Source organism: Natrialba sp. SSL1 (assembly GCF_001861355.1).
In the GTDB taxonomy this organism is placed as follows: Archaea; Halobacteriota; Halobacteria; order Halobacteriales; family Natrialbaceae; genus Natrialba.
The window spans coordinates 78,311-103,735 of record NZ_MASN01000041.1; the positions used below are offsets into that span (position 1 = coordinate 78,311).

Genomic DNA, 25,425 nt, shown 5'->3' on the forward strand with positions numbered 1-25,425 from the left:
GCAATTACTCGCCGTTCTGATCCATCGCGATGTAGGTCTTCGTGTCGGTCACACCCTCCAGGCCCTGAATGTCTGAGGAGACGGCTTTGAGCACGTCGTACACTTCGGGGGCATCGATCTCGACGATAATGTCGTAGTTCCCCGCGACGATGTGTGCGCCCGCGACGGACTCGATGTCTGTAATCTGTGAGAGGAGCCCCTCCGACTTGCCGGCGGCCGTCTTGACCATGATAAACGCGTGAACCATCGTTCGCAGGTGTGGTACTCCACCACACGACTAAAACGTTTGCCCGCCTGTCGCGGGAGGAACGATACCAGGGTGTATCGAAAACGCGCGTGCAGCCGTTCAGACTGGCTGTGCGAACCGTTCGTCAGTCGTTCGTAACACCCATCCCTTCGACGACGTCGAACTCCTCGTCGCCGTCGAAGCGCGTCGGATCGAAGGCGTCGATTCCCTCGCCGCCAAGGACCTGGTCGGCGATCCGCTGACCGATTGCCGGTGCGCGCATGAAGCCGTGGCCCTGGAACCCCGTCGCGACGTACAGCCCTTCCTCTAGCTGGCCGACCAGCGGATCTCGATCCGGTGTCGCTGTGCAGAGCCCTGCCCAGGCGCGCTCGAGTTCGATCTCGGCGGCGTCGGGGAGTCGGTGACGGACGCGCTCGAGCAGGTCCGAAGCAAAGTCGTCGTTCGCCGCCCGGTCGTACTCGTCCGGGTCGGCCTCCCACTCCTCGGTGCCGTTGCCGGCGAGCAGCCCCTCCGGATGCGGGCGGAGGTAGAAGCCGCTGGTCGCATCGTAACACATCGGCTCCGGGTGGTCACCGCTCGCGACGAGCGCCTGGACGCGGTAGGGCTTGAGCGCAATGGAAATCCCGGCATCCGCGAGCAGACGCTTCGTGTGCGCGCCGGCGGTGACGAGCACGGCGTCGTATGCCTCCGTCGTACCATCGTCGCGGACGATCCGTGTCGGATCGGTCTCGAGGCTCACCGGCGTCTCCGTCTCGAGTGTCGCGCCCGCGCCGGTCGCCGCCGCGGCGAGACAGGCGGTGTACTGGCCGGGATCGGTGTAGCCCGCGCCGCCCGCGATCCCCGCGACGGCGACGTCGTCGGCCCGCACAGCCGGGAATCGCTCTGCGAGTTCGTCGCCGGTCATCTCGAGTGCGACGACGCCCTGTGCTTGCATGCGCTCGAGTTGGCCGCGGATCGCGTCGGCGCGCCGGTCGTCGCCCTCGCGGGCGAGCCAGACGTAGGGACACTCGGTGAACGGGAACGTCTCGTCGCCCGAGAGCGCGCGGAAGCGTTCGATCGCGTCGCTCGCGATTTCGGCGTCGATCGGCCCGGCGAAGGCGTCGTAGCAGACGCCCGCCGCGCGGCCGCTCGACTCGTTCGCGACGGTACCGCGCTCGTACAGCGTGACATCGGCTCCCTGTCGGGCCAGGTCGTAGGCTGCGGTCGCGCCGAGGGCTCCCGCGCCGACGACGGCGACGGCGTGGCCGGCACCCTGGTCGACGAAGGCGTCGGCACCGACCGCGAGTTCGGGTGCGTCCTCGCTCATTTGTGCGCACGCGCCCAGCAGTCCTCGAGTGGCTGTGCTGCGAGCCAGTCGAGCAGTGCGTCGAGCTGGTCGGCACCGGCTTCGAACAGCGCTTCCCCCTTTTCGGGGTCGGCCTGGGTCGGCCGGCCGACCGCGCCGCTCTCGGAGAAGTCGATCGTGTCGAACCCGAGCGCTGCGCCGTGGACCGACTCGCCCCAGGACTCGCTCGCGCCGGCTTCGGCGGCCTCGAGTTCGTCGGGCTGGACGAGGTCGTCCCGGATGTGCCAGAGCAGGCTCGACTCCATCGCGTCGGCGTGGCCGCCGTCTTCGTCGAACAGGTCGGCGGCGACGTCTTCGACGCTGTCCCACCAGTTCCACGGCGGGGCGAAGGCGGTCTCCTCGTCGCGAAGTGTTCGGGCAGCACGCCGGAGCGCACCGCTATTGCCGCCGTGGCCGTTGACGACGACGGCCTTGCGGACGCCGTGCTCGGCGAGACTCGCGATCGTCTCCTCGACGTACTGTTCGAACGTCTCTGCAGAGACGTACAGCGTGCCGTCGAACTGGCGGTGGTGAACGCTGACGCCGACCGGAATCGTCGGAAGGACGACTGTGTCGTCGCGGTCGGCAGCGGAGCGGGCGAACGCCTGCGCGGCCATGTGGTCCATGCCAAGCGGGAGCGCCGGGCCGTGTTGTTCGGTGCTACCGGTCGGGACGACGGCAACCTCGGCCGCATCGAGGTCGGCGGCGGCGTCGGTCGTGGTTCGCTCTGCGAGCAGTGTCATGCGCACTGCTGGTTGCCGGAGTGACTTATATCGTCGGACGTTCCGCGCGAAGAAACAGCCGCCTCCCCCCTACTCGAGGAACGGCTCGATATCCCGCGCCGGGTAGCCGACCACGGTGGTCCCGCCGGCCTCGCGCAGGGCGTCGGTCTGCTCGCGAACGTCGGCCTCGGCCCCGACGAGCGCGTAGTCGTTCGCGGCGGCGAGCAACACCTCTCGTGTGCGACCCGTCGCCTGTGAATCCGTCTGCTCGTCGCCGTCTTCCGGCAGCGCCGAGGCGACCGGCCGCCGGCGAGAGACGTAGTCACCGACGGCGTCGAGAATCTCGTCCTCGTCGTCCGAAAGAACCGTCGGCGCGTAGACGGCGATGTCGCCGTCGAAACCGGCCGCGCGTAGGGCACGCAGCTCTCGTTCCGTCGAGCGTGAGAGCAGGTCGTACTGGGTCGCGCCCGTCGCCATCGCGATGCGCTCGACGCTTTCGGTGCCCACCCAGGAGTCCGGGGCGGACTCGAGTGCAGCCCCGAGCCGTGGCGCGACGGCGCGACTGCGTTCGTCGTCGGTCAGGTAGGCGGGGTGGCCGGCGACGAGGATGCGCTCGACCGCGGACGGCAGTTCGGAGGCGAGCGAGTCGTCGCCGAGCGGGTCGAAGCCGTCGGCTCTGACTGGTGTCGTCAGCAAGACCCGTGTGTCGGCTGCGAGGGTCTCGATGATTTCCCGGTCGGGAATGTGTTCGCGGCCCTCGTAGTCGATCGCGATGGTGTCGGCCGGGATGGCCGTTGCTCGCTCGACGTCGCACTCGGCTGGTTTGAGTGCGATGGCGTCCAGGCCGGCGCGCGAAACGGTACTTGTGGTCAACATTGGCGACCACCTCGGGGTGAGGTGTCGATACTAGTGGGAGTGATTGTGGGTGTCTGACTGCTAGCGATTCGAGACGAAGCGGACGCTCCGTGTGAACGGTGCAACTGAGCAGAAACAGGTCGACGGCGGCTCCGTGGGCTCCTGTCGCGGGAGCTACTGTGGGTAGAACTACTGGTGCCCGTGCGGAACTCGATCCATCGTCTGTGCGACCATACACCTGCTGCGAGCGGCGCGCGCAAAAAGCTGACGTTCCCTGCGGTTCTTTCGGCGGGTAACGGAGGCCGACCTCCTTGCGGTTCGTTCAGTGGTCAGAACCGGCGACCTAGCCTCGCGTACGGTCGTCCGAAACCGGAGCCTCGAACTCGGTCGCTAACTCGAGTAGCTGGACGAGAATCCGGCCCGTCGCGCCCCAGACGGTGGAGCCGTCGACGTGGAAGTAGTGGACGACGATGTTGCCGTAGTACGGATGCTCTCGCTGCTCGTACTCGTAGTTCTCGGGGTCGAGCAGTCCGGAGAGCGGAAGGACGACGATCTCGGCGACCTCACTGGCTTGTCGGTCGTACGTCTGGTCGGGGACACGCGCGACAAACGGCGTGACGGCGTACTCGCTGATCGTTCGGATATCGTCGAGTTGGCCGACGATTTCGGCGTCTTCCGGATCGAGACCGATCTCCTCGTTGGCCTCTCGAAGTGCGGTGTCGAGGATGGTGTCGTCGACCGATTCGGCCCCGCCGCCGGGGAAGCTCATCTGCCCGGGGTGCTCGCCGAGGTGGTCCGCACGGCGGGTGAACAGCAGGTGATCCTCGCCGTCCCGGTCGATGACCGGCGCGAGCACCGCGGCGTCGAACCGCTGGTCGTCGATCCCGGTGGGTTCGTGTGCCGCCACCGGATCGAGATCGAAGGTGGGTCGCCGACTCATCTCACTCGAGTGCCTCCGAGTCCGAGAGTGCCTCCGAGAGCTCGTCGCGTTCGGCTGCCAGGTCGAGCGGTGCCCAGGCTTCGAGATCGTAGCTGATGTCGAGAAGCGTCTGGAGTCGGTCCTCGTCGGTATCCGTGAGCGCGCGGTCGACCGCCGTCGCGAACCGGTCGTGTGCGGTCTCGCCGAGTGTGTCCCGATCGGGACGGCGGGGTTCGATATCGAGAATGTGGGGTACGTCCTCGGCGTGGTTTGGGACCGTCGGAAACGCCGTCGGACCGGCGACGAGCAGCGGTGCGTCGGCCTCGCTCGCGTCGCTGTCGTAGCGGACGAGCGCAAACGACGCGAGCGCCTCCTCGATCGCCGTCTCGAGTGCGTCCTCGTCGACGGACTGTCCGTCCGCGCGGTAGGCGGCCTCCGAGAGGGCGCGCTCGAGTTCCGCGCGCGTCAGCCCGCCGAAGAGGTCGACGACACCGGCCAGTTCGTCGGCGGTCGCGTTCATACGCGGTGTAACGGGTGGTCCGCAGATAAATATTGATAGCCGGCGTCCCGGTTGCCTGCCGGCAGCCGATCCGCGCGTTAGTCGTCCGCACTCGGCTCTGGACAGGTGCCGTCGACTCGCCAGGGCCGGGCCGACTCGAGTACTGCCGCCGGTGAGAGTGGTACATCCGTCCACCGAGGCAGTCGCCGGTCTTCCTTCGGCTCGGAGAGCGCACCGGCGTAGCGCTCCAACTGCGCCCGCTCGCTCGCCGGGTCGTACTCGAGTCCGTTGAACGCTGCGTCCGCGCGGTACTGCTCGACCAGTTCGTCGCCCGCCGCGAGGTAGCGCTCGGGAAGCGTCTCGTAGTTGGGCTCAACGCCGCCGGACTCGAGTACCGCCAGGAGCGTGGCACCGACTTCGCGGCTCATCCCTTCGAGGCCGGTGTCGCCGGCGACGGCGCGGTGGTCGTGGACGTGGTGGCCGAGGTCGACCTGCGCGCTGCCGGCGAAGCCGGCGTGCTCGAAGGCGTCGCCGAGGACGCCGACCTCGAGGCCCCACGACTGCGGGGCGCGGATGCGGCGGGCGAGGGCGGCGGTCATGGCGAACTCGCCGGCCAGGGCGTAGCGGAAGGCGGTGAGGTACGAGAGGATGGCCGTGTCCGTTTCCTGGTCGTGGCCAGTTGCAACACCGGCACCAGAACTAGCACCGGAACTCCCACCGGCACCAGCACCGGAACCGCCACCGGTATCTGCTTCGAGCGCGCGCAACAGCGGCCGGTAGAACAGCCGAAACAGCCGGCCGTAGAGCTTCTCGTCCTCGATACGCGCGTAGTACCCCTTCACGAATTCGAAGTTCTGGTCCGCCATCGAAAGCGGTGCCAGGAGCCGGCGGACGTGGTCGGCCTCGTAGCTTCGCGCGTCTGCGTCGTGGACGACGACGTAGTCTGCCGCCTCGGCAGCGGGGCCGAGCGCGAGCCAGACATCACGCCCCTTCCCCGTCTCCGGGCCGTGGGGCAGTCCGGCGTCGGCCAGTCGCTCCTCGACGGTGGGCGCGTTACACCAAAGGAGCCGGATCGGCAACGAGAAGCCACTGAGCCACTCGCGAAACGCATCGATTCGGTCCGGAGCGGTGCGAACGGGAACGAAGACGGCGGCGGGCGCAGGCGAGAGGGACTCGAGTTCGGCGAGCACGCGCTCGGCGGCGGGGCTCTCGTGTTCGCGGCCGGCCATCGGGACGATAACGGCCGTCTCGCGGATGTGTGCGCCGAGATCGAATGCAGGGGTGGTGGTGTCGGGCGCGGCAGCGACGGGGCGTTGGCGCTCGTCTTCGCCGGTTGCGGTGACGGCGTCGGTGGCGGTATCGATGTCTGCGCCGCCGCCATCCTCGCCTGCCGTCTCCGTGTGGTGTCCGCGGAGGGCGCGGAAGTCGTGAAGCGTCGCGATCCGCTCCTGGACGTACTCCATCGGTAGAGTGTTCGAGCGGATCGGTAAAACGGCCACGACTCGCCGGCTGTCGTGGTATCCCATAACATGTTCCTGTCGAGACAGATATCGGGGGAGATACCCCCCTGAGAGGGCAATTATGTCAACGGCAAAGCCCCGGTCTTTTTCATCTAGACCTTCCAAAGCAGTGAACATGAAATCTGTCCGAAAGGCACTTCGAGAGGGCGAACTCGACAAAGACACCTACGATCGACTCGTCTGCAACGAGTGCGAGAAGCCGCTGAAGACCGAGAACGACCCGGACCAGATCAAGACGGTTCGGATCTGTCCCGAGTGCGCTGCCGAGTGGAAAGAGATCCGGTAAGAAGAGCGCAGAGCACCGGAGCAAGGCGACCACGACTGCCTCCGTTCACTCTCCGCACTCTCCGCCGCCTCGACGTGTTCGTCCACTATTCACCGTCACTCTGACACACGTCGCGACACAGTGGAACTGTCGCGAGGACCATACGAGCCATCGCCGGGACACCGTTTTTGTCACCGACCGTTGGACGTTCGCGTGACGCAGATCCCATCGTGAGCTACGACCATCTTCGCGACCGCCTCGCCGAGTTCGACCGCGACGAGTCCGACTCGAACCGAATCGTCTCGCTCCCCGACGGCAGTATCGACCGCCGCTACGCCGTCGACGGCGACGACGGCGCGCGCATCGACACCCCCGCCGAGCTCGGTCGCCAACTCGAGTCCAACCGAGAAACGTTCCCGCTCACGCCGGTCGATACCCGGCCGGGCGGACAGGCGACGAACGCGGCCCAGCAGATCCACGCACTCGGCGAGGACGCGACGCTCGTCGGCTACCTCGATCATCCGATCTTCGAGGCACTCGAGTTCGAGACGTATTCGATGGGGACGCCGGCCGTGATCAACGTCTTCGCGTTCGACGATAGCGAGGTACTCCTTCCGGAACCGGGGCCGACCGACGACTGGTCGATCGACGCACTCGATACGGTCATCGACTGGGAACGGGTCGTCGGTGCGGACGCGCTGTGCTGTGTCAACTGGGTGTCCGTCCGCGGGCAGACTGACGTGTTCGATCGGTTACGGACGAACCCTCCTTCACCGTCGTCCCCTGCCACGCTTCCGATCGTGGTCGATCCCGGTGCGCTCGGGATTCCTGACGACGGAGCAGTCTCGGACTTTTTTGAGACGCTCTCAGAAACTGATGCGGTCGATTCGCTCGCGGTTGTCCTGAACGTCAACCCACAGGAGTTCGACCGGACAGCTGCGGTGCTCGGTATCGACGCGGACGGGTCGGGCGAGTCAGTTCGAGAGCGTCTCGCAGCTGTACGGACCGAACTCGGCGTGACCGCAGTCGTCGTGCACGGTTCGGAGGCGGCGCACGCGGCGACGGCGGACGACGCTGTCACGGTCCCGATGGTCGAGATCGACGACCCGTCGGACACGACGGGCGCGGGTGATCGGTTTAGCGGGGCGCTGGCCTGTGCCCTCGCTCGTGGGTGGGCGTGGGAGACCGCGCTCGCACTGGGAAACGCCTGTGCAGCGCACTTCGTCGAGACGGCGGCGACGCCGACGCCGGATCAGTTACGGACGTTTCTCGAGAATCGAGCCGAATCTCGCAGCGGCGGAGAAATACGGGACTGATCTGATCAGGGCTGACCTGATCTGACCCAATCTGATCGGGACTGATCTGGAATCGTTGGTCAGCGCTCGCCGGAGAGCGCTGCAAACAGTCGTTCCTCGAACTCGGCTTTGTCGACGCCGTCGGAGGGACCGAGCCCCCGCATGTGGTCCACCGAGATCTGGCCGCCGCCCATCCGCGCGTGACCGCCGGCGTTCGCCATCGGGATGTCGTTCACCGCGTGGCGCAGCGTTTCGCCCATGTGGACGCGGTCGTCGCGCGACCGACCCGAAAGGTGAATCGTGCCGTCGTTCTCGCCGTAGACGACGACGGCGGTGACACCCTCTAAGTGCATCAACTCGTCCGCAGCCTGTGGGATCGCGTCGGTGTTCGAAATCGACCCGACATCACAGATCGCGAACGGCCCCTCGATTCGCTTCTCGGTGATCGCCGTCGCCTTGATCTGCAACACGTCGTCGCTGACCTGTGGATTCGCGATTCGCTCCAGGAGGTCCTCGTCGATCTCCGAGAAGAGGTACGCGCAGGCGTCGAACTCGGCTCGTGAGCAGCCGTTGGTCAGGTGGTCCGTATCGGACTGGATGCCGTAGAGCAGTCCGGTTGCCAGTTCGGCCGTGAGTGTGAGTCCGTCCTCCTCGTCAGCCTCGGTGACGGCCCCGAGTTCCTCGAGATACTCGACGATGATCGTCGACGCCGCGCCGTACTCCGTGCGCACGTCGGTGAACTTCGTCCCCGTGCCGTTGCCGGGGTGGTGGTCCACGACGGCGACTGGCTCGACCGTCTGGGCACCGGTAAAGCCACGCGCCGTGTTGTGGTCGACCAGCACAACGGCGTCGCTCGCGAGTTCCGAACCCGAGGCGATCTGATCGACCTCGAGTCCCAGTACGGTCCGGAAGGCCCTGTTTTCCTGATGGCGGATCTCGCCGGGGTACTGCAGTGTTGTCTCCGTCCCTACATCGTCCGCGATAGCGGCGACCCCCATCGCACACGCCATCGCATCCGGGTCGGGATTCGGGTGCATCAACACCGTCACGTCGTCGTACTCTGCGAGCACGCGCTGGAGTCGAACGCCGGGCGGGCGGCGAAACCAGCGAACGATCCACCAGCCACCGAGGCCGAGGCCGGCGATGGCGAGAATGAGCAACGAGAGGACCAGCGGATCGAGCGCTTCGAGCGAATCGATAGCGCTTTCGATAGCTGCGACCGGCCGCTCTGTTGCCGCCTCGACGACCCCCATCTCCGTCGAGGCGTGCTGAACGTCCATACCGGACACTCAAATTCAACAACCAAGAAATTTCCCCTGATCGTGAGGGTTCGCCGATCGTCGTCACAACGAGGTGTCGCGCGTGGATCGCGTCAATGGGACACTGAACGCAGTATGGGCTGGATTGACTGCGTGGCGAACTCAGGCTTGGCAGTTATCCGCGTCCGAATCGAACCGCCCATGATGGACATTCCCACAGATCGGCTCCTCATCATGCTCGTCGTTGCGACCGGCTTCGCCATCGTCACCGGCGGCTGGGCGGCCGCGCTGGTGCAAGCCGAAATGAGCGGCATCGAAGAAATCGGACTCCGTGTCGGTATCGGTGCGCTGTTCTTCGCCGTCCTGCTCGGGTTCTGGTACGTGTTCACCCAGGTTGACAGGGATCACGACCCAGAGCGCGAGTCGACGTGACCGCTACGATTCGCCGTCACGGACCGATTCGATCGCCGCCCGGTATCCCTCACGGAACGTCGGGTAGCGCAACTCGTATCCCAGCTCGCGCAACCGATCGTTCGCACAGCGCTTGCTCGTCAGAATCCGTCGCTGTGCCGGCTCCGAGAGATCGTCGTCCGCCAGTCGCTCCGCTTTCGTCTGCTTTGGCGGGTGCTCGCGTCCACACTCGTCCGCCAGCCAGTCCGCAAAGGCCCACTTCTCGGCCGGTTCGTCGTCGACGACCTGCACGACCTCTCCGCGGCCCAGCTCCTCCTCGAGTAGGTATCGAACTGCGCCCGCGGCGTCGTCGCGATGGACCATGTTCAGATAGCCCTCCGTCACCGGTCCTTCGAGATAGCGCTGCAGCCGGTACCGGTCCGGTCCGTAGAGGCCAGCGTAGCGCGCGACCGTGCCGTCCATCCCGAACTCGGCGGGGTACTCGAGTGTAATCCGCTCTGCCTCGGCGAGCACTTCGGTCTTGGGCGTCGTGGGTTCGATTGGGGTCTCGGCGTCGACCCAGTCGCCGTCGTGGTCGCCGTGGACGCCGGTGGAGGAGGTGTATATGAGTCGGTCGGGCTGTGATGGTGAGTCGCGCTCGCCGAAGGCTTCGATGGCGGTTCGAAGGCCGTCGACGTAGATTTCTCGTGCGGCGTCGGCCCCACGGCCGCCGCTGCTGGCGGCGAAGACGATGGCGTCGACATCTGGGACTGTCTGGAGGTCGTCGCGGTCGGTGACGTCTGCCTGGACGGCGTCGAAACCGGCGGCTTCGATTGCGGCGATGCCGTCGTCCGAGCGGCGGACGCCGATCGGGTGGTGTCCGTTGGCGCTGAGCTGGCGGCCGAGCTCGAGGCCGACGTAGCCACAGCCGAGGAGTGCAACTCGCATAGTCATAGTTGCAGGTCGCGTGCGCGAGGCAATAACGACACCGGAGCCGGTGGCGAGGTCAGAGTCGGTGTCGGAGTCAGAGTCAGAACTGGAGCCGGAGTCAGAGTCAGAACTGGAGCCGGAGTCAGAGTCGGAACCGGATGCAGGTGCCGATATTTGTACCAACAGTGAACGCACACAGCCGCTTACGGCGCGCTGTCGACGATCGCGTGCTGTAAGTGGACGTACTCTCCGAAACTCATCGGGGCACGGCGTTCGATCTTCTGCTGAATCTCCTTTGCGTCCATATCGATTGCGAGTTCGCCCTCGACTGCGTCCACGTCGAGCACGGCCGTCGTCATCCCGAGCAACAGATGCTCGCACGCGATTTCGACGATCGTCTCGGCGTCCGGTTCACCCTCTGTCTGGGACTGAATCTGGGCCGCCTCCTCGAGTGTAAGGTCTGCGACGGTGTCGGCGTCGAGGGAGTCGAGTGTCTCGGCATCCAGATCGGTTTCGTCGGCGACGGCGGCCGTGCCGTGCTGGTCGACGACGCTGGCGAAGTCGGCGGCATACTCCGCTCGCAGATCCGCGGGCGAGTCGGGGACGGCCGTGCGCTGTTCGTAGAACATATCGGGAGTGACAGCGGGTGGCCACAAGTGGGTTATCATCCGTGTCGAGAGTCAATGGTGTGTTCGTGTCGCTCACTGTCACGAGCAACTGGTACGCACACCGGAACGTTCAACACCTTGCACTCACACGGTAGCGGTATGAAAGTAGCCCTGATCGGAGTCGGTCAGGCCGGTGGGAAGGTCACGGAACGACTCGCTCGATTCGATGCGGACATGGGCTTTGGTGCAGTCCGTGGCGCGCTGGCGGTCAACTCCGCGAAACCCGACCTTCGGTCCCTCGATGTTGTCGACACACAGCTAATCGGTGCAGATCGCGTCAACGGCCACGGGGTCGGTGGCGACAACGAACTCGGCACCGAGGTCATGCAATCGGACATTCAGCAGGTGTTGGGTGCCCTGGATGGTCGCGTGACCTCGAGTGCCGAAGCGATCTTCGTCGTCGCCGGACTCGGCGGCGGCACCGGCAGCGGCGGCGCACCGGTACTTGTCCATCACCTCCAGCAAGTGTACGACGTCCCCGTCTACGCCCTCGGTGTCCTCCCGGGGCGCAACGAAGGCGCGCTCTACCAGGCCAACGCCGGTCGCTCGCTGAAGACACTCGCCCGCGAGGCCGATTCGACCCTCCTCATCGACAACGATGCCTGGCACGAACAGGGCGAGAGTGTCGAAGGCGCGTTCAAGACGATCAACCAGAAGATCGCCCGCCGCGTCGGCCTCCTGTTCGCCTCCGGCGAAGCAACCGAGGGCGTCGGCGAAAGCGTGGTGGACTCGAGTGAGGTTATCAACACGCTGCGAAGCGGCGGCATTGCGACCCTCGGGTATGCGAGCGAGGTCGCAAGCGACGACAGCGCCGAGAACGTCCGGACGGCGATGAGCGTCTCCCGACAGGCACTCCTGACCGGGACGAGTCTGCCGGATGCGACGACGGCAGATTCCGCGCTGCTCGTCATCGCCGGCGACCCGGAGAAAATCCCGCGCAAGGGCGTCGAGAAGTCTCGCCGCTGGCTCGAGGACGAAACCGGGAGCATGGAGGTTCGGGGCGGCGACTTCCCACTCGAGAGCGACCGGCTGGGCGCGCTCGTCCTCCTCGGCGGCGCAGAGCGCTCACAGCGCATCGAGCAGTTCATGGATCGCGCACGCGAGGCACAGCGCGAACAGGACGAGGAGAAGACCGATCATATCGAGCAGTTCACCGACGACCGACTCGAGAACCTCTTCTGAGACGGACTGCGGTCCGTCGTTTCCGGCGCAACCGCGACCGCCCTGTCGTTTCCGGGAACCCGTTCCAGCAGATCGGCTGCGTCGACTCGCGATCGACAAAATCGGTTTGCACTGACCATATTTATACGTCGGTCGACCAGCCAGTGCGAGCGAGCGGGTGGAACACGGCCCCTGGTAACGGTTTTCACGGGGTTGTAGACCGGTACATTTAAATTACAGGCTCCAGTAGTTACCGGTACCAGAACGCCACCGGGGCGCGTATCGCTCGACGATCGATGACAGGAAATCTTATTCACCGAGATTTCGCAGATCGTGAGCAGTCGCTGTACACTGCGACAACCGCGACCACGACCGTACTCCCGACTCCTGACGTAGAGACAGAGACAGATGAGAACGGAGACGCAGGAACGGTCACACGCGGCGGTCGCAACACATGCGAATACGCAAACGAACGCGAACGAATTGCGCTCGCGGACCGGTGCGGGTATGGCACAGAGGTTTGAATAACACATGGTAGACGAATCGAAAAACATCGAACTGACAGACGACGACCTCGAAAACAACTCCAAAGGACAGCTCATCAAGATGGCCGGCCAGCTTCGAGACCGGCGAAACGAGCTGAACCAGATGGCTTCCGACCGCGCCTCCAAGCGCGACGACCTGAACGCAAAGACGCGCGAGAAGGTCGACGAAGCCCAGGAGCACCGCGAACAGCGCGACGAGCTCAACGAGCAGGTCCAGGAACACAAGGACAAGCGTAACGAACTCAACGCCGACGCCAACGAGCTCTTCGACAAGGTCGACAAGCTCAAATCCGACATGGAGCTCGACGAGGGCAAGGACCTCGAGGAACTCGAGGAGGAAATCGAGCAACTCGAGTTCAAGCAGCAGACCGAGGTCCTCTCGAGTGAGGAAGAGCAGGAACTCATCGAGAAGATCGAGTCCAAGCGCGAGGAGTACGAAGAGCGCAAGGGAAAGCTCGAGCAGAACGAGGATCTCGAAGGGCTCGTCGAGGAAGCTGAGGAGGTTCGCTCCGAGGCATCCCAGCACCACCAGAAGGTGACGGAGCTTGCGGACAAGGCCCAGGAACATCACAACCAGATGATCGAGGCCTACCGCGAAGCCGACGACATCCGTGATGAGGCTGACGAGATGCACGAGAAGTTCGTCGAGGCTCAGGAGGCGGCCGACCAGCATCACGAGGACTTCGTCCGCGTCCAGAAGCGCCTGCGCGAGCTCGACAAGGAAGAAGAGCAAGAGCGCAAGTCCGAGCGCGACAAGAAGAAAGAGGAGGCCAAAGAAGAGGCCGAGGAGATTTATCAGAAGTTCAAGGAGGGCGAGACCCTCGACACCGAGGACCTGATGAAGCTCCAGAAGACGGGACTGCTCTAAGCGCGTCGTCTGGGCTCGATTCGTCCCACGCTCGACGGTACTGTTGAGCGTGTTTCTCTCGCTGGTGACGTATAGGCCAGTTGGACGAACGAAGTGGTGACGGAGAACAGCGAGCAAGCAGTTGCTGTCGGAATTTGTTGTCTGGGTCTCTCTTTGCAACTTCCCAGCAACAGCGATTACAGACTGAACTGCGTCCCTTCCGCCCAAATCTATAAAGAATAGCAGCGCGAGTACCACGGGCCACCGTGCCCGTGGGTGAAGCGTGTCACAATACGAACTTTTAACAAGTTTCAAACCATACTAGAATTCAGTGCAGTCGTCCAAACTCACCCAATCACTGTCGTTCGGACTAGACATCCACACGGGGAGTGGAGACGATAAAGAATAGCAGCGCGAGTACCACGGGCCACCGTGCCCGTGGGTGAAGCGTGTCACAATACGAACTTTTAACAAGTTTCAAACCATACTAGAATCCAGTGCAGTCGTCCAAACTCACCCAATCACTGTCGTTCGGACTAGACATCCACACGGGGAGTGGAGACGATCTGCAAACCGGCTGTCTTGAGGCCCGCCGCATCCGCAACGAAACCAACCGCCTCGACCGCCAAGGTTGGGATTGGAACGAGATCAAATCGGTCGTCGTGGATAACGCCGACCATGTCAACAACACCACCCAACTCATCGTTGATAAGGCACTCGGTGAAATCGAAACGTATCACGACAACAAAGATGATGGATGGGGGCGACCCCACCCATACATCGACGAGTCGTACCCGATGGTGATGAACCACGGAGAAGGCTACCGCCTGTTCCCTGAAGAGGATGGGACTGTTCGATTCCGTATCACTGCCACAAGAGGCACCCACGTCAAAGGCGACCTTCGAGGGAGTCCTGACCACTTCGACCGACTCCAAACTGCATTCAACGACAAAGAGTGGCGGGTTGGAACCGCTGAAGTCGTACACAAGCACAACGAGTGGCGACTCCACGTCACAGTCACACACGAAACTCACAGAGTCGCCAGCAAACACAATACAGACACAATTGTTGGTTTGGATGTGAACGAGGACTGCATCGCCCTCGCAGCGATGAGTCGGAGCGGTGCAGTGAAAGACTCTGTGGTGTTCGAGTATCCATCTGTGAAAGAGCAGCGCCACGAGTTTTTCACCAAACGCAAGCGGATGCAGAAAGCCGGCCAGACTGCGTTTGAAACGGTCGTGAAGACTGAAGAACGCGACTACGTTCACGATCGCCTGCACAAAGTATCGCGGGAAGTAGCTGAATGGATCTCGCAATTTACTGACCCGGTGATCGTCTTTGAAGACCTCAAAGACATGCGAGAGTCCATCGACTACGGAACGCGAATGAACCGTCGGCTACACTCACTGCCGTTCGCAACTCTCCAAGAGATGGTATCGTACAAAGTTGCGTGGGAAGGGATTCCTTCAGATGTGGTTGACCCCGAATACACGAGTCAGCGATGCCCACGGACGGAGTGCCAGCACACAGACCGAGCGAATCGACATAAGAAGCGATTCAAATGCAAACGGTGTGGGTTCCAAGACCACGCTGATCGGAAGGCTGCGGTATGCGTTGTGCAGAATTGGTTAGACGAACAGTATGGAAATGTGCCGTCTCTCGAAACCCTTCCACACGTTCGGACGGTGAGACGGGCGGCATCGGGGGCTGGTGGAGGCCCCGACTCTCACGGACACGATTTGTGTTCGGGTATTGACCGACACGGGACGTCGGCGCAACCAGGGATGGGAGCGCGAGAGGAATTAAAGTCCGTTGCGTCAGCAGTGCAGGACTAAACATGGACGCCCCGCGCCACCGTGCGCGGGGTACTTCACCTCACATGTAGAACAGCTGGAACGGTTCGTGAGCGGACGACCTGCAGGCAGTTGGTGGGTGAACGCGGGGTACTGGGTACCGGTTACTGGATACTGGCTACCTGAACCGCAGACGCGACGACAACGGTTAACAGGACAGCACTCAGAGATACCGACATGAACAGAGGTGTCTGCGATGGTTGAGACGCGAGAGATCGGACAGCTCGCCGCGGTCATGCTCGGAATTGTCGCGGTAGCTATCGTGAGTTTCGGCGTGTTCGTCCTGTACCCCGACTCGTTGACAGACCTGTTCGGCCTCGTCATCGCACTCGCCGTGATCGTGCTCGGAATCAGGGTAATCAGCGGCATCGCGAGTTCGATGTTCGCGAGCTACAACGTCGCCGAGGTCGCCGTCGAGGGACCGATCACCCGTGACGGCGGTGGTGGCGGCCCGCTGCCCTCGCGCCCGCAGTCGACGCCAGCCGACGACGTTGTCGACCAGATCGACCGCGCCGACGAGGACGAGAACGTCGACGCGCTGCTCGTGAAGCTGAACACACCCGGCGGCGAGGTCGTCCCGAGCGACGATATTCGACTCGCCGCCGAGCGCTTCGACGGGCCGACGGTGGCCTATACCACCGACGTCTGTGCGAGCGGCGGCTACTGGATCGCAAGCGGCTGTGACGCACTCTGGGCCCGCGACGGCTCCATCGTCGGCTCCATCGGCGTCATCGGCTCGCGCGTCAACGCCAGCGACCTCGCCGAGAAGGTCGGCCTCTCCTACGAGCGCTTCGCCGCCGGCGAGTTCAAGGACGCCGGCACGCCGCTGAAGGAACTCGAAGAGGACGAGCGTGCGTATCTCCAGGGGCTGATCGACGACTACTACGAGACGTTCGTCGACCGGGTCAGCGACGGTCGCGATATGGACCCCGAGTTCGTTCGCGACACCGAAGCCCGCATCTACCTCGGCGAGCAGGCTCACGAACTGGGACTGGTCGACGAACTCGGCACGCGACGGGATCTGGAGGACGAGCTGACGGACCAACTCGAAACGGACGAGGTCGTGATCGAAGAGTTCGAACCGGAGCGGCCGTTGATGGCTCGCCTCGGGACGGGTGCTCAGCAAGTGGCCTATTCGTTCGGTGCTGGCATTGCTGGTATCGGAGCGGACCGCGAGTTCCGGCTGCGGTTGCGTAACTGAGTGGGTTCGGTCGGACGGGAGGATGGGAGGATGGGAGGACGGGAAGGCAGCAGGACAACAGGACAGGTGTGTTCGGATCACCGCGTCGCCGGCACAACTCGGTGCCGAGATGCGCTTCGAGTAAGTGGTTTTATCGTCGTACGGAATGCAACAGCAACCGTGACAACGCTGGTCGTCTGTCTGGATCGGACCGACGACGTCGGTCGGAAGACGGGGCTCCGATCGCCGATCGTCGGGTGGGAGGCCGTCCGGGCGCTGGTCACCGATATCGGACTCGCGGACCCGGAGGACTCGGGAGTGAATACGCTCCTCGAGACGCTCCGTGTCGCTCAGAGCCTCCGCGACGAGGACGAAGAAACGGTCGTCGCGGTCGTCTCGGGTGACCGTGAGTCGATGGTCTCAGCGGACCGGGCCGTCGCCCGTCAGCTTGACGAACTCATTGCCGACTATAGCCCTGACTCCGCGGTCGTCGTGATCGACAGTGCAGAGGACGAGCGGCTAGTTCCGATCGTCGAGAGCCGCGTACAGGTCGACTCGGTCGACCGGGTCGTCGTCCGGCAGGCGCGAGACATCGAATCGACGTACTACCTGTTAAAGCAGTTCCTCGCGGACGAGGAGCTTCGACAGACGATTCTCATCCCCGTCGGTCTCACACTGCTCGTCTTCCCGATGCTTGCCACTGTAACAAGTCCGGCGGAGGGAGCAGCAGCGATCACGACTGTCATTGGTCTCTTCTTGCTGTACAAGGGGTTCAACATCGACGAGATCATGACCGGTTTCGGCCACCAGGTCCGCGAATCGCTGTACTCCGGACAGGTGTCGGTCGTCACCTACGTCGTCGCAGCCGGCTTAACGCTCGTCGGCCTCTTCTTCGGCGCACTCGGCGTTTCGAATCTCGACGATCCCGCAGGTGTCGGGATCCCGGTCGTGCAGTTTGCCTTCGACAGCGTCCCCTGGTTAGCCATGGCCGCGCTCACCGCCAGCGCCGGTCGCCTCCTCGACGAAGTGATCGGCGAGGACCCGATACGAAGCTCCTACCTGAACCTGCCGTTCATCGTGGTCGCGGTCAGCCTCGTCGTCCGTGGATTCACGGCGTACTTCCTCGAACAACAGCAACTGATCGAGCCGCTGGCAGTCCCGCCGGCAGCGATCGGGCCGCTGACCGTCGAGGGATTCTCGCTGACGGCGGGCGAGCGACTCGCTATCTTCGTCGTGAGCGCGATTCTGATTAGCCTCCTCGGTGCATGGATCGCGAGTGCGATGAGCAGTTCTGCTGACCGCACCAATCCGGACGGGACGACAGGAGACGCACCCAGTGCTGGCGGCACCGCCGACACTAGTTCGCCCTCCGAGCTCACGGATGGCGGTCCAGGCTCGTCCGGGCCACTGTCGACGCCAACGCCTGCAAACGTCGAGGTCGTCACGTCGGACGACGATGCACACACAGCCCACGATACCCAACCAGAGACCGTGAACGAGCAGGGACAGGATCACGAGGAACACCAACACGAACGTGAACGCGAACACGCTCAGAACTCACACCAGACCACCGATCGTGAGCACACTAGAGAGCAGCATCGTGACGGCGTTACCGAAGCCGACACCATCCCCGGCACCGATACTGACAGTGATTCCGACGACACCAGCAACGAGACTGGGGCCGACACTGACGGCGATACGGATACTGGCACCAACACCGACACCAATAGCGACACCGACGACAGCCCTGATTAACGACACCGACCGCAGCGACCCCGACCCCGACAGCGACACCCCACAACACCGCCTGACCACTCGGCAACTCCTGTCTACTCGAGTACGACGAGTCCGAGAGTCGAGTTTGAGTGTTGAGTGTTGAGTGTTAAGTGTTGAAAGCTGAGAACTGAAAGGCAAGAGCTGGGAGTGAAGAGCCAAGAGCTGCGCGTTGAGAGATGGGAGTCACGACACGAGACGTGAAATTTGAGACTCGTGATTTGAGACTCGCGATTCGAGATTCGAGACTCGGTACCCATTTACTCTCCCACTACAACCGTTCCCCATGAGCGATGCAGACAGCGCGGGTGCATGGGTGAGCCTCTTCTCGGGGGGTAAGGACTCGTCGTGGGCGCTGTATCAGGCCCTCGAAACCGGCCTCGATGTCCAGCGACTCGTCACCGTTCACCCCTCCGAGGACTCCTACATGTACCACGTTCCGGCAACCGACCTCGCCACGCTCGCAGCCGAGAGCACCGGTATCGAACTCGTCAACGTCGATCCCGACGACTTCGAGGCAAACAGCGCGACGGACGCCGGCGAACAGGGCGATACCGAACTGGAGCCACTCGAGGCCGCCCTTCGCGAACTCGACGGCGACCTCGACGGCGGCATCGCTGGCGTCACCGCCGGTGCCGTCGAGAGCGAGTTCCAGACGAACCGAATCGAAGCGATGTGCGACCGTCTCGGCTGTGATCTCTTCGCGCCACTCTGGCAGGAAGAGCCTCGAACGCTGGCGGACGACATGCTCGACGCCGGCTTCGAAATCAAAATCATCCAGACGGCTGCCTACGGACTCGACGAGTCCTGGCTCGGCCGCACGCTCGACCAGAACGCGCTGGCCGAACTCGAGACGCTCAACGAGGAGTACGGCGTTCACATCCTCGGCGAGGGCGGCGAGTTCGAAACGCTCGTGGTCGACGGCCCGCACATGGACCAGCAGATTGCACTCGAGTACGAGACGGCGTGGGACAGTGAGGGAACGCGGGGAACAATTCGCGTGACCGACGCGGCACTCGAGTAGCTCCTCGGCCAGCCTGGGTCAGTCAGCGGTCGATGCGACTTCTGCAACTGCCCGGATCGGTGCGCCGTCGGCCTCGGCGAGTGCGAGCGGGAAGGCATAGAGCGTGATGGGCTGACCGGTCGGAAGCTGCTCGAGGTTCGTCAGGTTCTCGATGATGAGCATGTCGGTTCCGAGTAGCGTGTGATGGGCCTGAAAGCCAGCAGGTTCTGACTCCGCTGTGTTCTCGGTTGGCGTCGGATCGGGATTGAGTGTGTCGAGCCCAACGTTCCAGCCGGCCTCGCGGCAGTGGTCGGCGGCGTCCGGTGTCAGATACGGGTGATCGAAGTAGCGGTCGGTTCCCCAGTACTCGTCCCAGTCGGTTCGACAGAGCAAGAGGTCGCAGTTCGTCTCGCTGTCGCTTTCAGGCAGATCACCCGCAGTGATCGCCTCTCGCGGGTCCCTGCCCGTGCAGTCGACGACTCGAGCATCGAAGACGAAGCGCTCAATCGGCATCGAGTCGAGGACGGCACCGTCGGGTTCAGTGTGACTCGGCGCGTCGATGTGCGTTCCGGTGTGACTGCCACAGTGGAGATCGGTAACACGGTAGCCGTCGTCCTCAATCGACGCCGCGTCGCGCTGCTCAACTGTCGGATCGTCGGGGAACACCGGCATTCCGGTCTCGATCGGGTGGGTGAGATCGACGTACATTGATCACTTGCGCTATTTCGTCGTGATCGTATGTAGCTGTAGGCTACTGTGGGCTGACTACTGGATCTCAAACAGGTCGTTCCAAAGACAGCGTCGAGAGCGGCCAGCAATTCGAACCCGAATCGTGGTCGTACACGAACGTCTCGCTGCTGATCTGGGTCGCCTTCTTCGCGTCTTGCTGGCGCTGCTCATCATCGCCGGTTGATCAGTCCTCAGCCGACTGGGACTCGAGTTCCTCCCAGCCGTCCTCGACCCAGTCGGGTTCCTCAAGTTCGAGGTCGTCGTCGCGGGTGAACTCGCCGACGGACTCCCAGGTTTGTTCTTCGCTGTCGACCGACATCGTCTGGGAAATCTCGTAGGTTTGAATGAGACCCGACGAGTCGACCAGGAGGTCGAACTCGACGTACTGGTCACTGTGTTGGGTGGTGTTTCCCGCACCTTCGATTCGGTACCGTTCAGCACCACTGTCAGACTCGTCGATGCTGACCGTGTGCTCGAGTTCACTGAGTTCGTACACCGATACCGGCAGACTTGTAGACTCCATCCCCATGTTCTGCCCGTGGAATTCAATAGTACCCGCAGCATCGGTGACGCGGGTAATACTCATCTGATCCCCGTCTTCCCGCCACGTTTCGCGCGTCATCTCCGTATCCGGCTCAGGGTCTGCAAGCGAGTCCGGATCGACCTGTAACACGTAGCTAGCCGCATCCTCAGTAACCGTCTGTGTCGTGTTCGTCGTGCGAATGACCTCGCCCGACTCGTTGTGTCTCACTTGCTGTTCCGTCCGTTCGAATTCGTTGTACTCGAGTGCGTCGTAGTGAGCGTTTGCGAAGGCGGTCGTGTCGTTGATTCCGTCCTCGGTGAGTCCCGGCACGAGTTCGTCGCTCTCCGCGGTGAGCGGATCGCGGTCACCGTTTGGCGATGAGTCGAACGCGCTACAGCCGGCACTCATTACGAGCAGGGCAACCAACAGGAGGGCGGCAAGCTGTCGCATGTGATTGCTTTGGATAATCGACAGTACCGCATAAGTAAATTCATATTTCTGACTGGTTGAGCACTGCAGCGGCCTGCCACCCGGTCGTCACACGACGGCCGAACCGCTTTGGGGCTCGGCAGTGCCCACACCAACATGATCGAAACCGAACGAGACCTGTTCATCCAGCGACTGCGCGAGTTCTACCACCTCGAGCGCGAACTCGAGGACCTCCAGACAGAACTGGCCGAGGCCGCGACCGACGAGGAACTCGAGTCGTTCTACATGGCACATAGCGAGACCACGACCGAGCAGATCGACCGCATCGAACCGCTGTTCGACGCGGTCGAGGCCGAACCGGGCGTCGTCGAGAGCGACGTGCTCGATACCCTCACGAGCGAGCGCGAAGACCTCATTGCGGACGTACAGGACCCGGCGCTCGGCGACCTCGTCGAGGCCGAACTCGGCCGGACGATCGAACGCCTCGAGATCACGAAACTCGAGACGCTGTTGGCGCTTGCGGATCGGATGGACTTGCCCAGCGAGATTGTCGAGCCACTCGAGCAAACGAAGACTGAGGCGACGAATGGACTGGAGCGCGCAAAAGAGGTCACAGAAATCTGAGAAGCGGAGAGATCGACACGACTGCTCGTGGCGGTCAGACCATGATCGAGACGACGCGTGCGAGGACGAGAATCATAATGAGCGCACCGAGTGCGACGAAGAGTGCGTTCTCGAGTGACGGATCGCCGGCCTCGATGGGCGTCGAACTGGGCTCGGGAGCGTAGGGGTCGTCTTCGTCCGTCTCGGCCTCGCTGTCGGACTGGTGGGTTGGGTCCTGGGTTGTGTCGCCGTCGGGGCCTCGTGAGAGGTCGATCGAGATGCGGTCCGTCTCTGCGCGCTCATCCGATGCTGTCGGTTGACCTGCGCGTGGTTCGGGCTCAGAGTTATCGAGTTCAGATTCGGGTTCAGACGCAGAGTCGGATCTAGGCTCTGACTCCGTCCCCCACGACGTCCCGCAGTCGTCCTCACGACGGCCGTCGTCGGACGTCTCGTCTACCATGAAGAGCAGTACACAGGCCGGCGTCAAAAACCCGCCGTCCTGTGATCGGGCAGCCTGAGAGAGTGTTCAGTTTCAGACAGTCTCGGCGCAGTTACTGGGTGTGTCGACTCGGTCGATTATCTCGACCGCGTCGGTCCCCGATGTCGCCCTCGTAGACGACACCGCGCTCCGCATCGACGGTCACAACCGTTCCGGTGTCGGTGTCCGGAATATCCGCGCCACTGACCATCGGCACGTCCATCTCCCGTGCGACCAGTGCGGGATAGCCGGTCATCCCCCGCTGAGCGTTGACGATGCCGCCGATCGTGTGCAGATCGCCCGTGAACTCCTCGTCGAACTCCGACGGGAGGACGATGATCGCCCCCTCTGGAACGTCGGTGAGGTCGCCGTCCGGCACGCGTGCGACCGGTCCCGTCGCGCGACCACCGACGACGACGCGGCCCGTCGTTAACGCCTCCGCGGCGACGTGGACCTTCAGCATGTTCGTCGTGTTCGCGCCCTCGAGTTCGGTCATCATTCCGCAGAGGACGACCACGGTGTCACCGCTCTCGGCGACCCCGGCCTCGAGTGCTGCCTGTACCGCTTTCTCGACGACGGCGTCGGCCCCCTGATCGGAGACTTCGGCGTACAGCGGTGTGACGCCCCACGAGAGGGCGAGTTTCCGCCGGACGCGATGGCTCGGCGTCGAGGCGACGACGGGGACACCTGGCCGATACTTCGCCGTCTTCAGCGCCGTATAGCCGGATTCGGTCGCCGCGACGACTGCGTCAGCACCGATGTCTCGTGCGAGGAAGCGAGCAGACCGTGCCAGCGCATCCGTTCGGGCCTCGCCGGCCGCGGGAACACGTTGCTCTAGCAGTTCGTCGTACTCCGCCGAGTTCTCGACCTCGCGGACGATGCTGTCCATCGCGTCGACGACGGCGACAGGGTGGTCGCCGATGGCGGTCTCCGCAGAGAGCATCACCGCGTCCGTGCCGTCGAGAACGGCGTTTGCCACGTCCGAGGCTTCTGCTCTCGTGGGCCGGCGCGCGTGAACCATCGAGTCCAGCATCTCCGTTGCCGTGATAACCGGCAGACCAGCCTCACGACACTTCCGAATGATCCGTTTCTGAATCATCGGCACGTCTTCCATCGGACACTCGACGCCCAGATCACCGCGGGCAACCATGATCCCGTCCGAGGCGTCGATGATCTCGTCCAAGTTGTCCACCGCGCCGACGCGCTCGATCTTCGAGATGATAGGAATCTCCGCACCGAAGCTCTCGAGTACCTCGCTGACTTCGAGGACATCCTCGGCGTCGCGGACGAAACTCGCGGCGACGAAGTCGACTTCCTTCTCGGCGGCCAGTTCCAGGTCCTTCCGGTCGGATTCGGTAACGACATCGAGATCCAGATCGACGCCGGGGACGTTCACGCCCTTCCGGCCGCCGAGTTCGCCGCCCGTGTCGACGTGTGCGCGAATCACGTCACCCTCGCGCTCGCGAACCGTCGTCTCGATCAGGCCGTCGTCGAGCAGGATACGATCCCCAACTTCGACGGCGTCGATCGGCAGCGAGAGCCCGACCCGTTCGGTCGAAACCTCGTCACCCTCGACGAACTCGATTTCGGAGCCGGACTCGAGTGTCACCGTTTCGCCTTCGGGAAGCGAAGCGGTGCGGATCTCGGGGCCCTGCATGTCGAGCATGACGGCGACGGGCTTCTCGCGTTGCTCGTCGACCGTTCGGACGCGGTCGATGAGTTCGGCTCGGTCCGCGCGGCTGCCGTGACTCGCGTTCAGCCGGGCGACGGACATCCCGGCGTCGGCGAGGTCGCGGATCGTCCGCTGATCGCTCGAGGCGGGGCCTAGCGTACAGACGATCTTTGCGTTTCTCATGGCTTGCGCTAGCGCGAGCACGGGCAAAAAGATAGGTGACTTACTCGGAGCCGAGTTTGCCTTTACTGCGACCGTCGTCTGCCACGACAACCGTTTTCCGTCTGTCCGGATCGTCCTGAGACATGCCAACGTACGCATCACTGATCGATGTCGAGGGCCGGGACGTTCAGAACGCACAGGAACTCGCGTCGATCTGGGGTGAAGTGCACACGGAGTTCGAGCAGCACAACGCCGAGCTCCAGGAGTCGTACGCGATCCTCGGCGAGCACGACTTTCTCGCCGTGTTCGAAGCCGGCGACCGCGAGGCGGCGTTCAAATCGGCGCTCACGCTGCGTCGCCACGGTCTCCGAGCACAGACGATGGAACTCCTGGACACCGACAATTTCTCGCAACTCGTCGACGAAGTGTGACGGCTGGAGCGCTACGACTCGCCTCGACACACCCGCTCGGTGTCGACGATCCGAACGTCGTCGTTGACGACCAGTTCGAGTCGAACCGTTTCGAACTCGATGTCGAGACGCACGCGACGCGGCTCGTCACTCAGAACCGTTACCGCGTCGTCGTCGACGAACGGAAGACTCCAGACACGAGTGCTCGTGAGATCCAGTCCGTGGTCCCAGCAGAACGCAATCGCTTCCGGATGGGTGATCGCGACAATACCGACGTGTGACCCGCCGAGGGATCCACACTCGTCACAGTTCGCACTGAACGTGTGCTCCCAGCGCCGGTCCGGGGTGTACTCGAGTGTCCGCTCGATGGGCGCGTGGCAGTAGGGACAGATGTTTTCGAGGAGCTGTTCGACGGTGTGACGCCACAGCGTCGAGGCGGTGTCGAGCAGTTCGTCGACTGCCATTCCTCGCGCCGCTGCGCCGGTGGGTCGGACGGCATGGGCATACAGAAGGTCGTCGCCACGCCGAATCTCGACAACGCTATCCTCGTAGGTTGCCGTCAGTGGGTCCTGTGCTGTCGGCTCGTCGTCGGTCTCGTTCGTACTGGTTTCGACAGGGTTCTCTCTCGGGTCCTCGAGTACGACAGGACCACACGGTTCGTGTGATCGCCAGGCGTCGACATCGATCACTTTGGCGATTTCGAAGCCGGCGAACGTGAGCCGGTAGCCGTCGAGACTGGAATCCGTACTGGTGCGTGAATCACTGTTGGAACTGGAATGTGTGTCGGTGGTGGTCTCGGTCTTGTCCCCGCGCTCGACGAACAGTCCGTCAAGCTGTCGCAGGTGGTAGTTGAAGTTACCCTTATCCGCGACACCGACTTCCGATCGGAGCGTCGAGTACGAGAGCGTCGCCTCTCGTGACGCCGACTGCAAATGGTCGTAGAGCACGCGGAGGATCTCGAGTCGGGTCTCGTTGCCGAGCGGTTTGAACGGGTCGGCGGGCCGTTCTGACGTCGCTTCGTCGGGTGTCGTGTTCGATCCTGTCATTCTCCTACTGAAGTCGTCTGTCGGTTCCTATTCGTCTGTCTGGTATCTGCCCGTTGTCTAGCCGTCTGCTCGACATCTGTCCATCACCCCTCTGTTGTCTATCTCTCTCGTCATCGAC

General features: G+C 63.3%; 26 protein-coding genes. 11 read left to right on the forward strand and 15 right to left on the reverse strand.

Translation table 11 applies throughout. The annotated features are described in order from the left end of the window. Positions 1-4: 4 nt before the first annotated feature. The 7 genes from BBD46_RS15795 to BBD46_RS15825 all read right to left on the reverse strand — a co-directional run bounded on the left by BBD46_RS15795 (position 5) and on the right by BBD46_RS15825 (position 6,029). Entirely contained in the window at positions 5-247 is a 243-nt protein-coding gene (locus BBD46_RS15795; protein WP_071402649.1) for an Lrp/AsnC family transcriptional regulator, read from the reverse strand. A 124-nt stretch (positions 248-371) separates the two neighbouring features. Beyond that, a complete protein-coding gene (locus BBD46_RS15800; RefSeq protein ID WP_071402650.1) occupies positions 372-1,553 on the reverse strand; it encodes an NAD(P)/FAD-dependent oxidoreductase in 1,182 nt (393 codons plus the stop codon). After that, a complete protein-coding gene (locus tag BBD46_RS15805) occupies positions 1,550-2,314 on the reverse strand; it encodes a creatininase family protein (RefSeq protein ID WP_071402651.1) in 765 nt (254 codons plus the stop codon). The genes BBD46_RS15800 and BBD46_RS15805 overlap by 4 nt, the downstream gene beginning before the upstream one ends. A 69-nt stretch (positions 2,315-2,383) precedes the next feature. Beyond that, entirely contained in the window at positions 2,384-3,169 is a 786-nt protein-coding gene (locus tag BBD46_RS15810; RefSeq protein ID WP_071402652.1) for a DUF7388 family protein, read from the reverse strand. Positions 3,170-3,491: 322 nt separating this feature from the next. Next, positions 3,492-4,088 (reverse strand): NUDIX hydrolase, encoded by a 597-nt coding sequence (locus tag BBD46_RS15815; protein ID WP_071402653.1) that lies wholly within the window; start codon positions 4,086-4,088, stop codon positions 3,492-3,494. A 1-nt stretch (position 4,089) separates the two neighbouring features. Then, positions 4,090-4,587, reverse strand: coding sequence for a DUF7109 family protein (locus tag BBD46_RS15820; protein ID WP_071402654.1), 498 nt, complete (start codon positions 4,585-4,587; stop codon positions 4,090-4,092). Positions 4,588-4,664: 77 nt separating this feature from the next. After that, positions 4,665-6,029, reverse strand: a complete 1,365-nt coding sequence (locus BBD46_RS15825; protein ID WP_071402655.1) for a glycosyl transferase family 2 — start codon at positions 6,027-6,029, stop codon at positions 4,665-4,667. Between the two features lie 172 nt (positions 6,030-6,201). Here BBD46_RS15825 and BBD46_RS22730 point away from each other — a divergent pair, with 172 nt between their 5' ends. Further along, positions 6,202-6,372, forward strand: a complete 171-nt coding sequence (locus tag BBD46_RS22730; RefSeq protein ID WP_171908222.1) for an HVO_0758 family zinc finger protein — start codon at positions 6,202-6,204, stop codon at positions 6,370-6,372. Between the two features lie 209 nt (positions 6,373-6,581). Then, positions 6,582-7,667 (forward strand): PfkB family carbohydrate kinase, encoded by a 1,086-nt coding sequence (locus tag BBD46_RS15830; RefSeq protein WP_071402656.1) that lies wholly within the window; start codon positions 6,582-6,584, stop codon positions 7,665-7,667. Positions 7,668-7,726: 59 nt separating this feature from the next. On the opposite strand, the gene BBD46_RS15835 is transcribed toward BBD46_RS15830, so the two are convergent. Beyond that, positions 7,727-8,926: a DHH family phosphoesterase gene (locus BBD46_RS15835; protein ID WP_071402657.1), complete on the reverse strand. Its 1,200-nt coding sequence runs from the start codon at positions 8,924-8,926 to the stop codon at positions 7,727-7,729. 183 nt (positions 8,927-9,109) lie between these two features. Between BBD46_RS15835 and BBD46_RS15840 the strand changes: the two genes are divergently transcribed. After that, positions 9,110-9,337 (forward strand): hypothetical protein, encoded by a 228-nt coding sequence (locus BBD46_RS15840; protein WP_071402719.1) that lies wholly within the window; start codon positions 9,110-9,112, stop codon positions 9,335-9,337. 3 nt (positions 9,338-9,340) lie between these two features. Here BBD46_RS15840 and BBD46_RS15845 read toward each other — a convergent pair whose 3' ends face one another. After that, positions 9,341-10,243, reverse strand: coding sequence for an NAD-dependent epimerase/dehydratase family protein (locus tag BBD46_RS15845; protein ID WP_071402658.1), 903 nt, complete (start codon positions 10,241-10,243; stop codon positions 9,341-9,343). 185 nt (positions 10,244-10,428) lie between these two features. Beyond that, complete coding sequence (locus BBD46_RS15850; RefSeq protein WP_071402659.1) at positions 10,429-10,854, reverse strand: DUF5791 family protein; 426 nt, start codon at positions 10,852-10,854, stop codon at positions 10,429-10,431. Between the two features lie 138 nt (positions 10,855-10,992). On the opposite strand from BBD46_RS15850, the gene BBD46_RS15855 reads away from it, so the two are divergent. The 6 genes from BBD46_RS15855 to BBD46_RS15885 all read left to right on the forward strand — a co-directional run bounded on the left by BBD46_RS15855 (position 10,993) and on the right by BBD46_RS15885 (position 19,276). Beyond that, a complete protein-coding gene (locus tag BBD46_RS15855; protein WP_071402660.1) occupies positions 10,993-12,075 on the forward strand; it encodes a tubulin/FtsZ family protein in 1,083 nt (360 codons plus the stop codon). A gap of 510 nt (positions 12,076-12,585) precedes the next feature. Further along, positions 12,586-13,467 (forward strand): coiled-coil protein, encoded by an 882-nt coding sequence (locus tag BBD46_RS15865; RefSeq protein WP_006169269.1) that lies wholly within the window; start codon positions 12,586-12,588, stop codon positions 13,465-13,467. A 476-nt stretch (positions 13,468-13,943) separates the two neighbouring features. Next, a complete protein-coding gene (locus BBD46_RS15870; protein ID WP_071402662.1) occupies positions 13,944-15,281 on the forward strand; it encodes an RNA-guided endonuclease TnpB family protein in 1,338 nt (445 codons plus the stop codon). A 214-nt stretch (positions 15,282-15,495) separates the two neighbouring features. Beyond that, positions 15,496-16,500 carry a signal peptide peptidase SppA gene (gene sppA / locus BBD46_RS15875; protein WP_071402663.1) on the forward strand — a complete coding sequence of 335 codons (1,005 nt, stop codon included), beginning with the start codon at positions 15,496-15,498 and terminating at the stop codon, positions 16,498-16,500. Positions 16,501-16,659: 159 nt separating this feature from the next. Continuing rightward, positions 16,660-18,234, forward strand: a complete 1,575-nt coding sequence (locus BBD46_RS15880; RefSeq protein ID WP_071402664.1) for a DUF373 family protein — start codon at positions 16,660-16,662, stop codon at positions 18,232-18,234. Between the two features lie 304 nt (positions 18,235-18,538). Continuing rightward, positions 18,539-19,276, forward strand: coding sequence for a diphthine--ammonia ligase (locus tag BBD46_RS15885; RefSeq protein WP_071402665.1), 738 nt, complete (start codon positions 18,539-18,541; stop codon positions 19,274-19,276). 18 nt (positions 19,277-19,294) lie between these two features. Here the strand turns inward: BBD46_RS15885 and BBD46_RS15890 are convergent, their stop codons facing one another. Continuing rightward, complete coding sequence (locus BBD46_RS15890; RefSeq protein WP_071402666.1) at positions 19,295-19,963, reverse strand: cyclase family protein; 669 nt, start codon at positions 19,961-19,963, stop codon at positions 19,295-19,297. A gap of 205 nt (positions 19,964-20,168) precedes the next feature. Continuing rightward, positions 20,169-20,957, reverse strand: a complete 789-nt coding sequence (locus BBD46_RS15895; RefSeq protein ID WP_071402667.1) for a hypothetical protein — start codon at positions 20,955-20,957, stop codon at positions 20,169-20,171. 135 nt (positions 20,958-21,092) lie between these two features. Between BBD46_RS15895 and BBD46_RS15900 the strand changes: the two genes are divergently transcribed. Continuing rightward, on the forward strand, positions 21,093-21,560 hold the full coding sequence (locus BBD46_RS15900) for a DUF892 family protein (RefSeq protein WP_084777782.1): 468 nt from the start codon (positions 21,093-21,095) through the stop codon (positions 21,558-21,560). 34 nt (positions 21,561-21,594) lie between these two features. Here BBD46_RS15900 and BBD46_RS15905 read toward each other — a convergent pair whose 3' ends face one another. Together BBD46_RS15905 and pyk are read right to left on the reverse strand one after the other, a co-directional pair. Next, on the reverse strand, positions 21,595-21,999 hold the full coding sequence (locus BBD46_RS15905; protein ID WP_071402668.1) for a DUF7312 domain-containing protein: 405 nt from the start codon (positions 21,997-21,999) through the stop codon (positions 21,595-21,597). Between the two features lie 91 nt (positions 22,000-22,090). Next, positions 22,091-23,872, reverse strand: coding sequence for a pyruvate kinase (gene pyk / locus BBD46_RS15910; protein ID WP_071402669.1), 1,782 nt, complete (start codon positions 23,870-23,872; stop codon positions 22,091-22,093). Positions 23,873-23,994: 122 nt separating this feature from the next. On the opposite strand from pyk, the gene BBD46_RS15915 reads away from it, so the two are divergent. Further along, the gene (locus BBD46_RS15915; protein WP_071402670.1) at positions 23,995-24,282 is read left to right on the forward strand and encodes a GYD domain-containing protein; all 288 of its coding nucleotides are present in this window, start codon (positions 23,995-23,997) and stop codon (positions 24,280-24,282) included. 11 nt (positions 24,283-24,293) lie between these two features. On the opposite strand, the gene BBD46_RS15920 is transcribed toward BBD46_RS15915, so the two are convergent. Then, a complete protein-coding gene (locus BBD46_RS15920; protein ID WP_071402671.1) occupies positions 24,294-25,307 on the reverse strand; it encodes a winged helix-turn-helix domain-containing protein in 1,014 nt (337 codons plus the stop codon). Between the last annotated feature and the right edge of the window lie 118 nt (positions 25,308-25,425).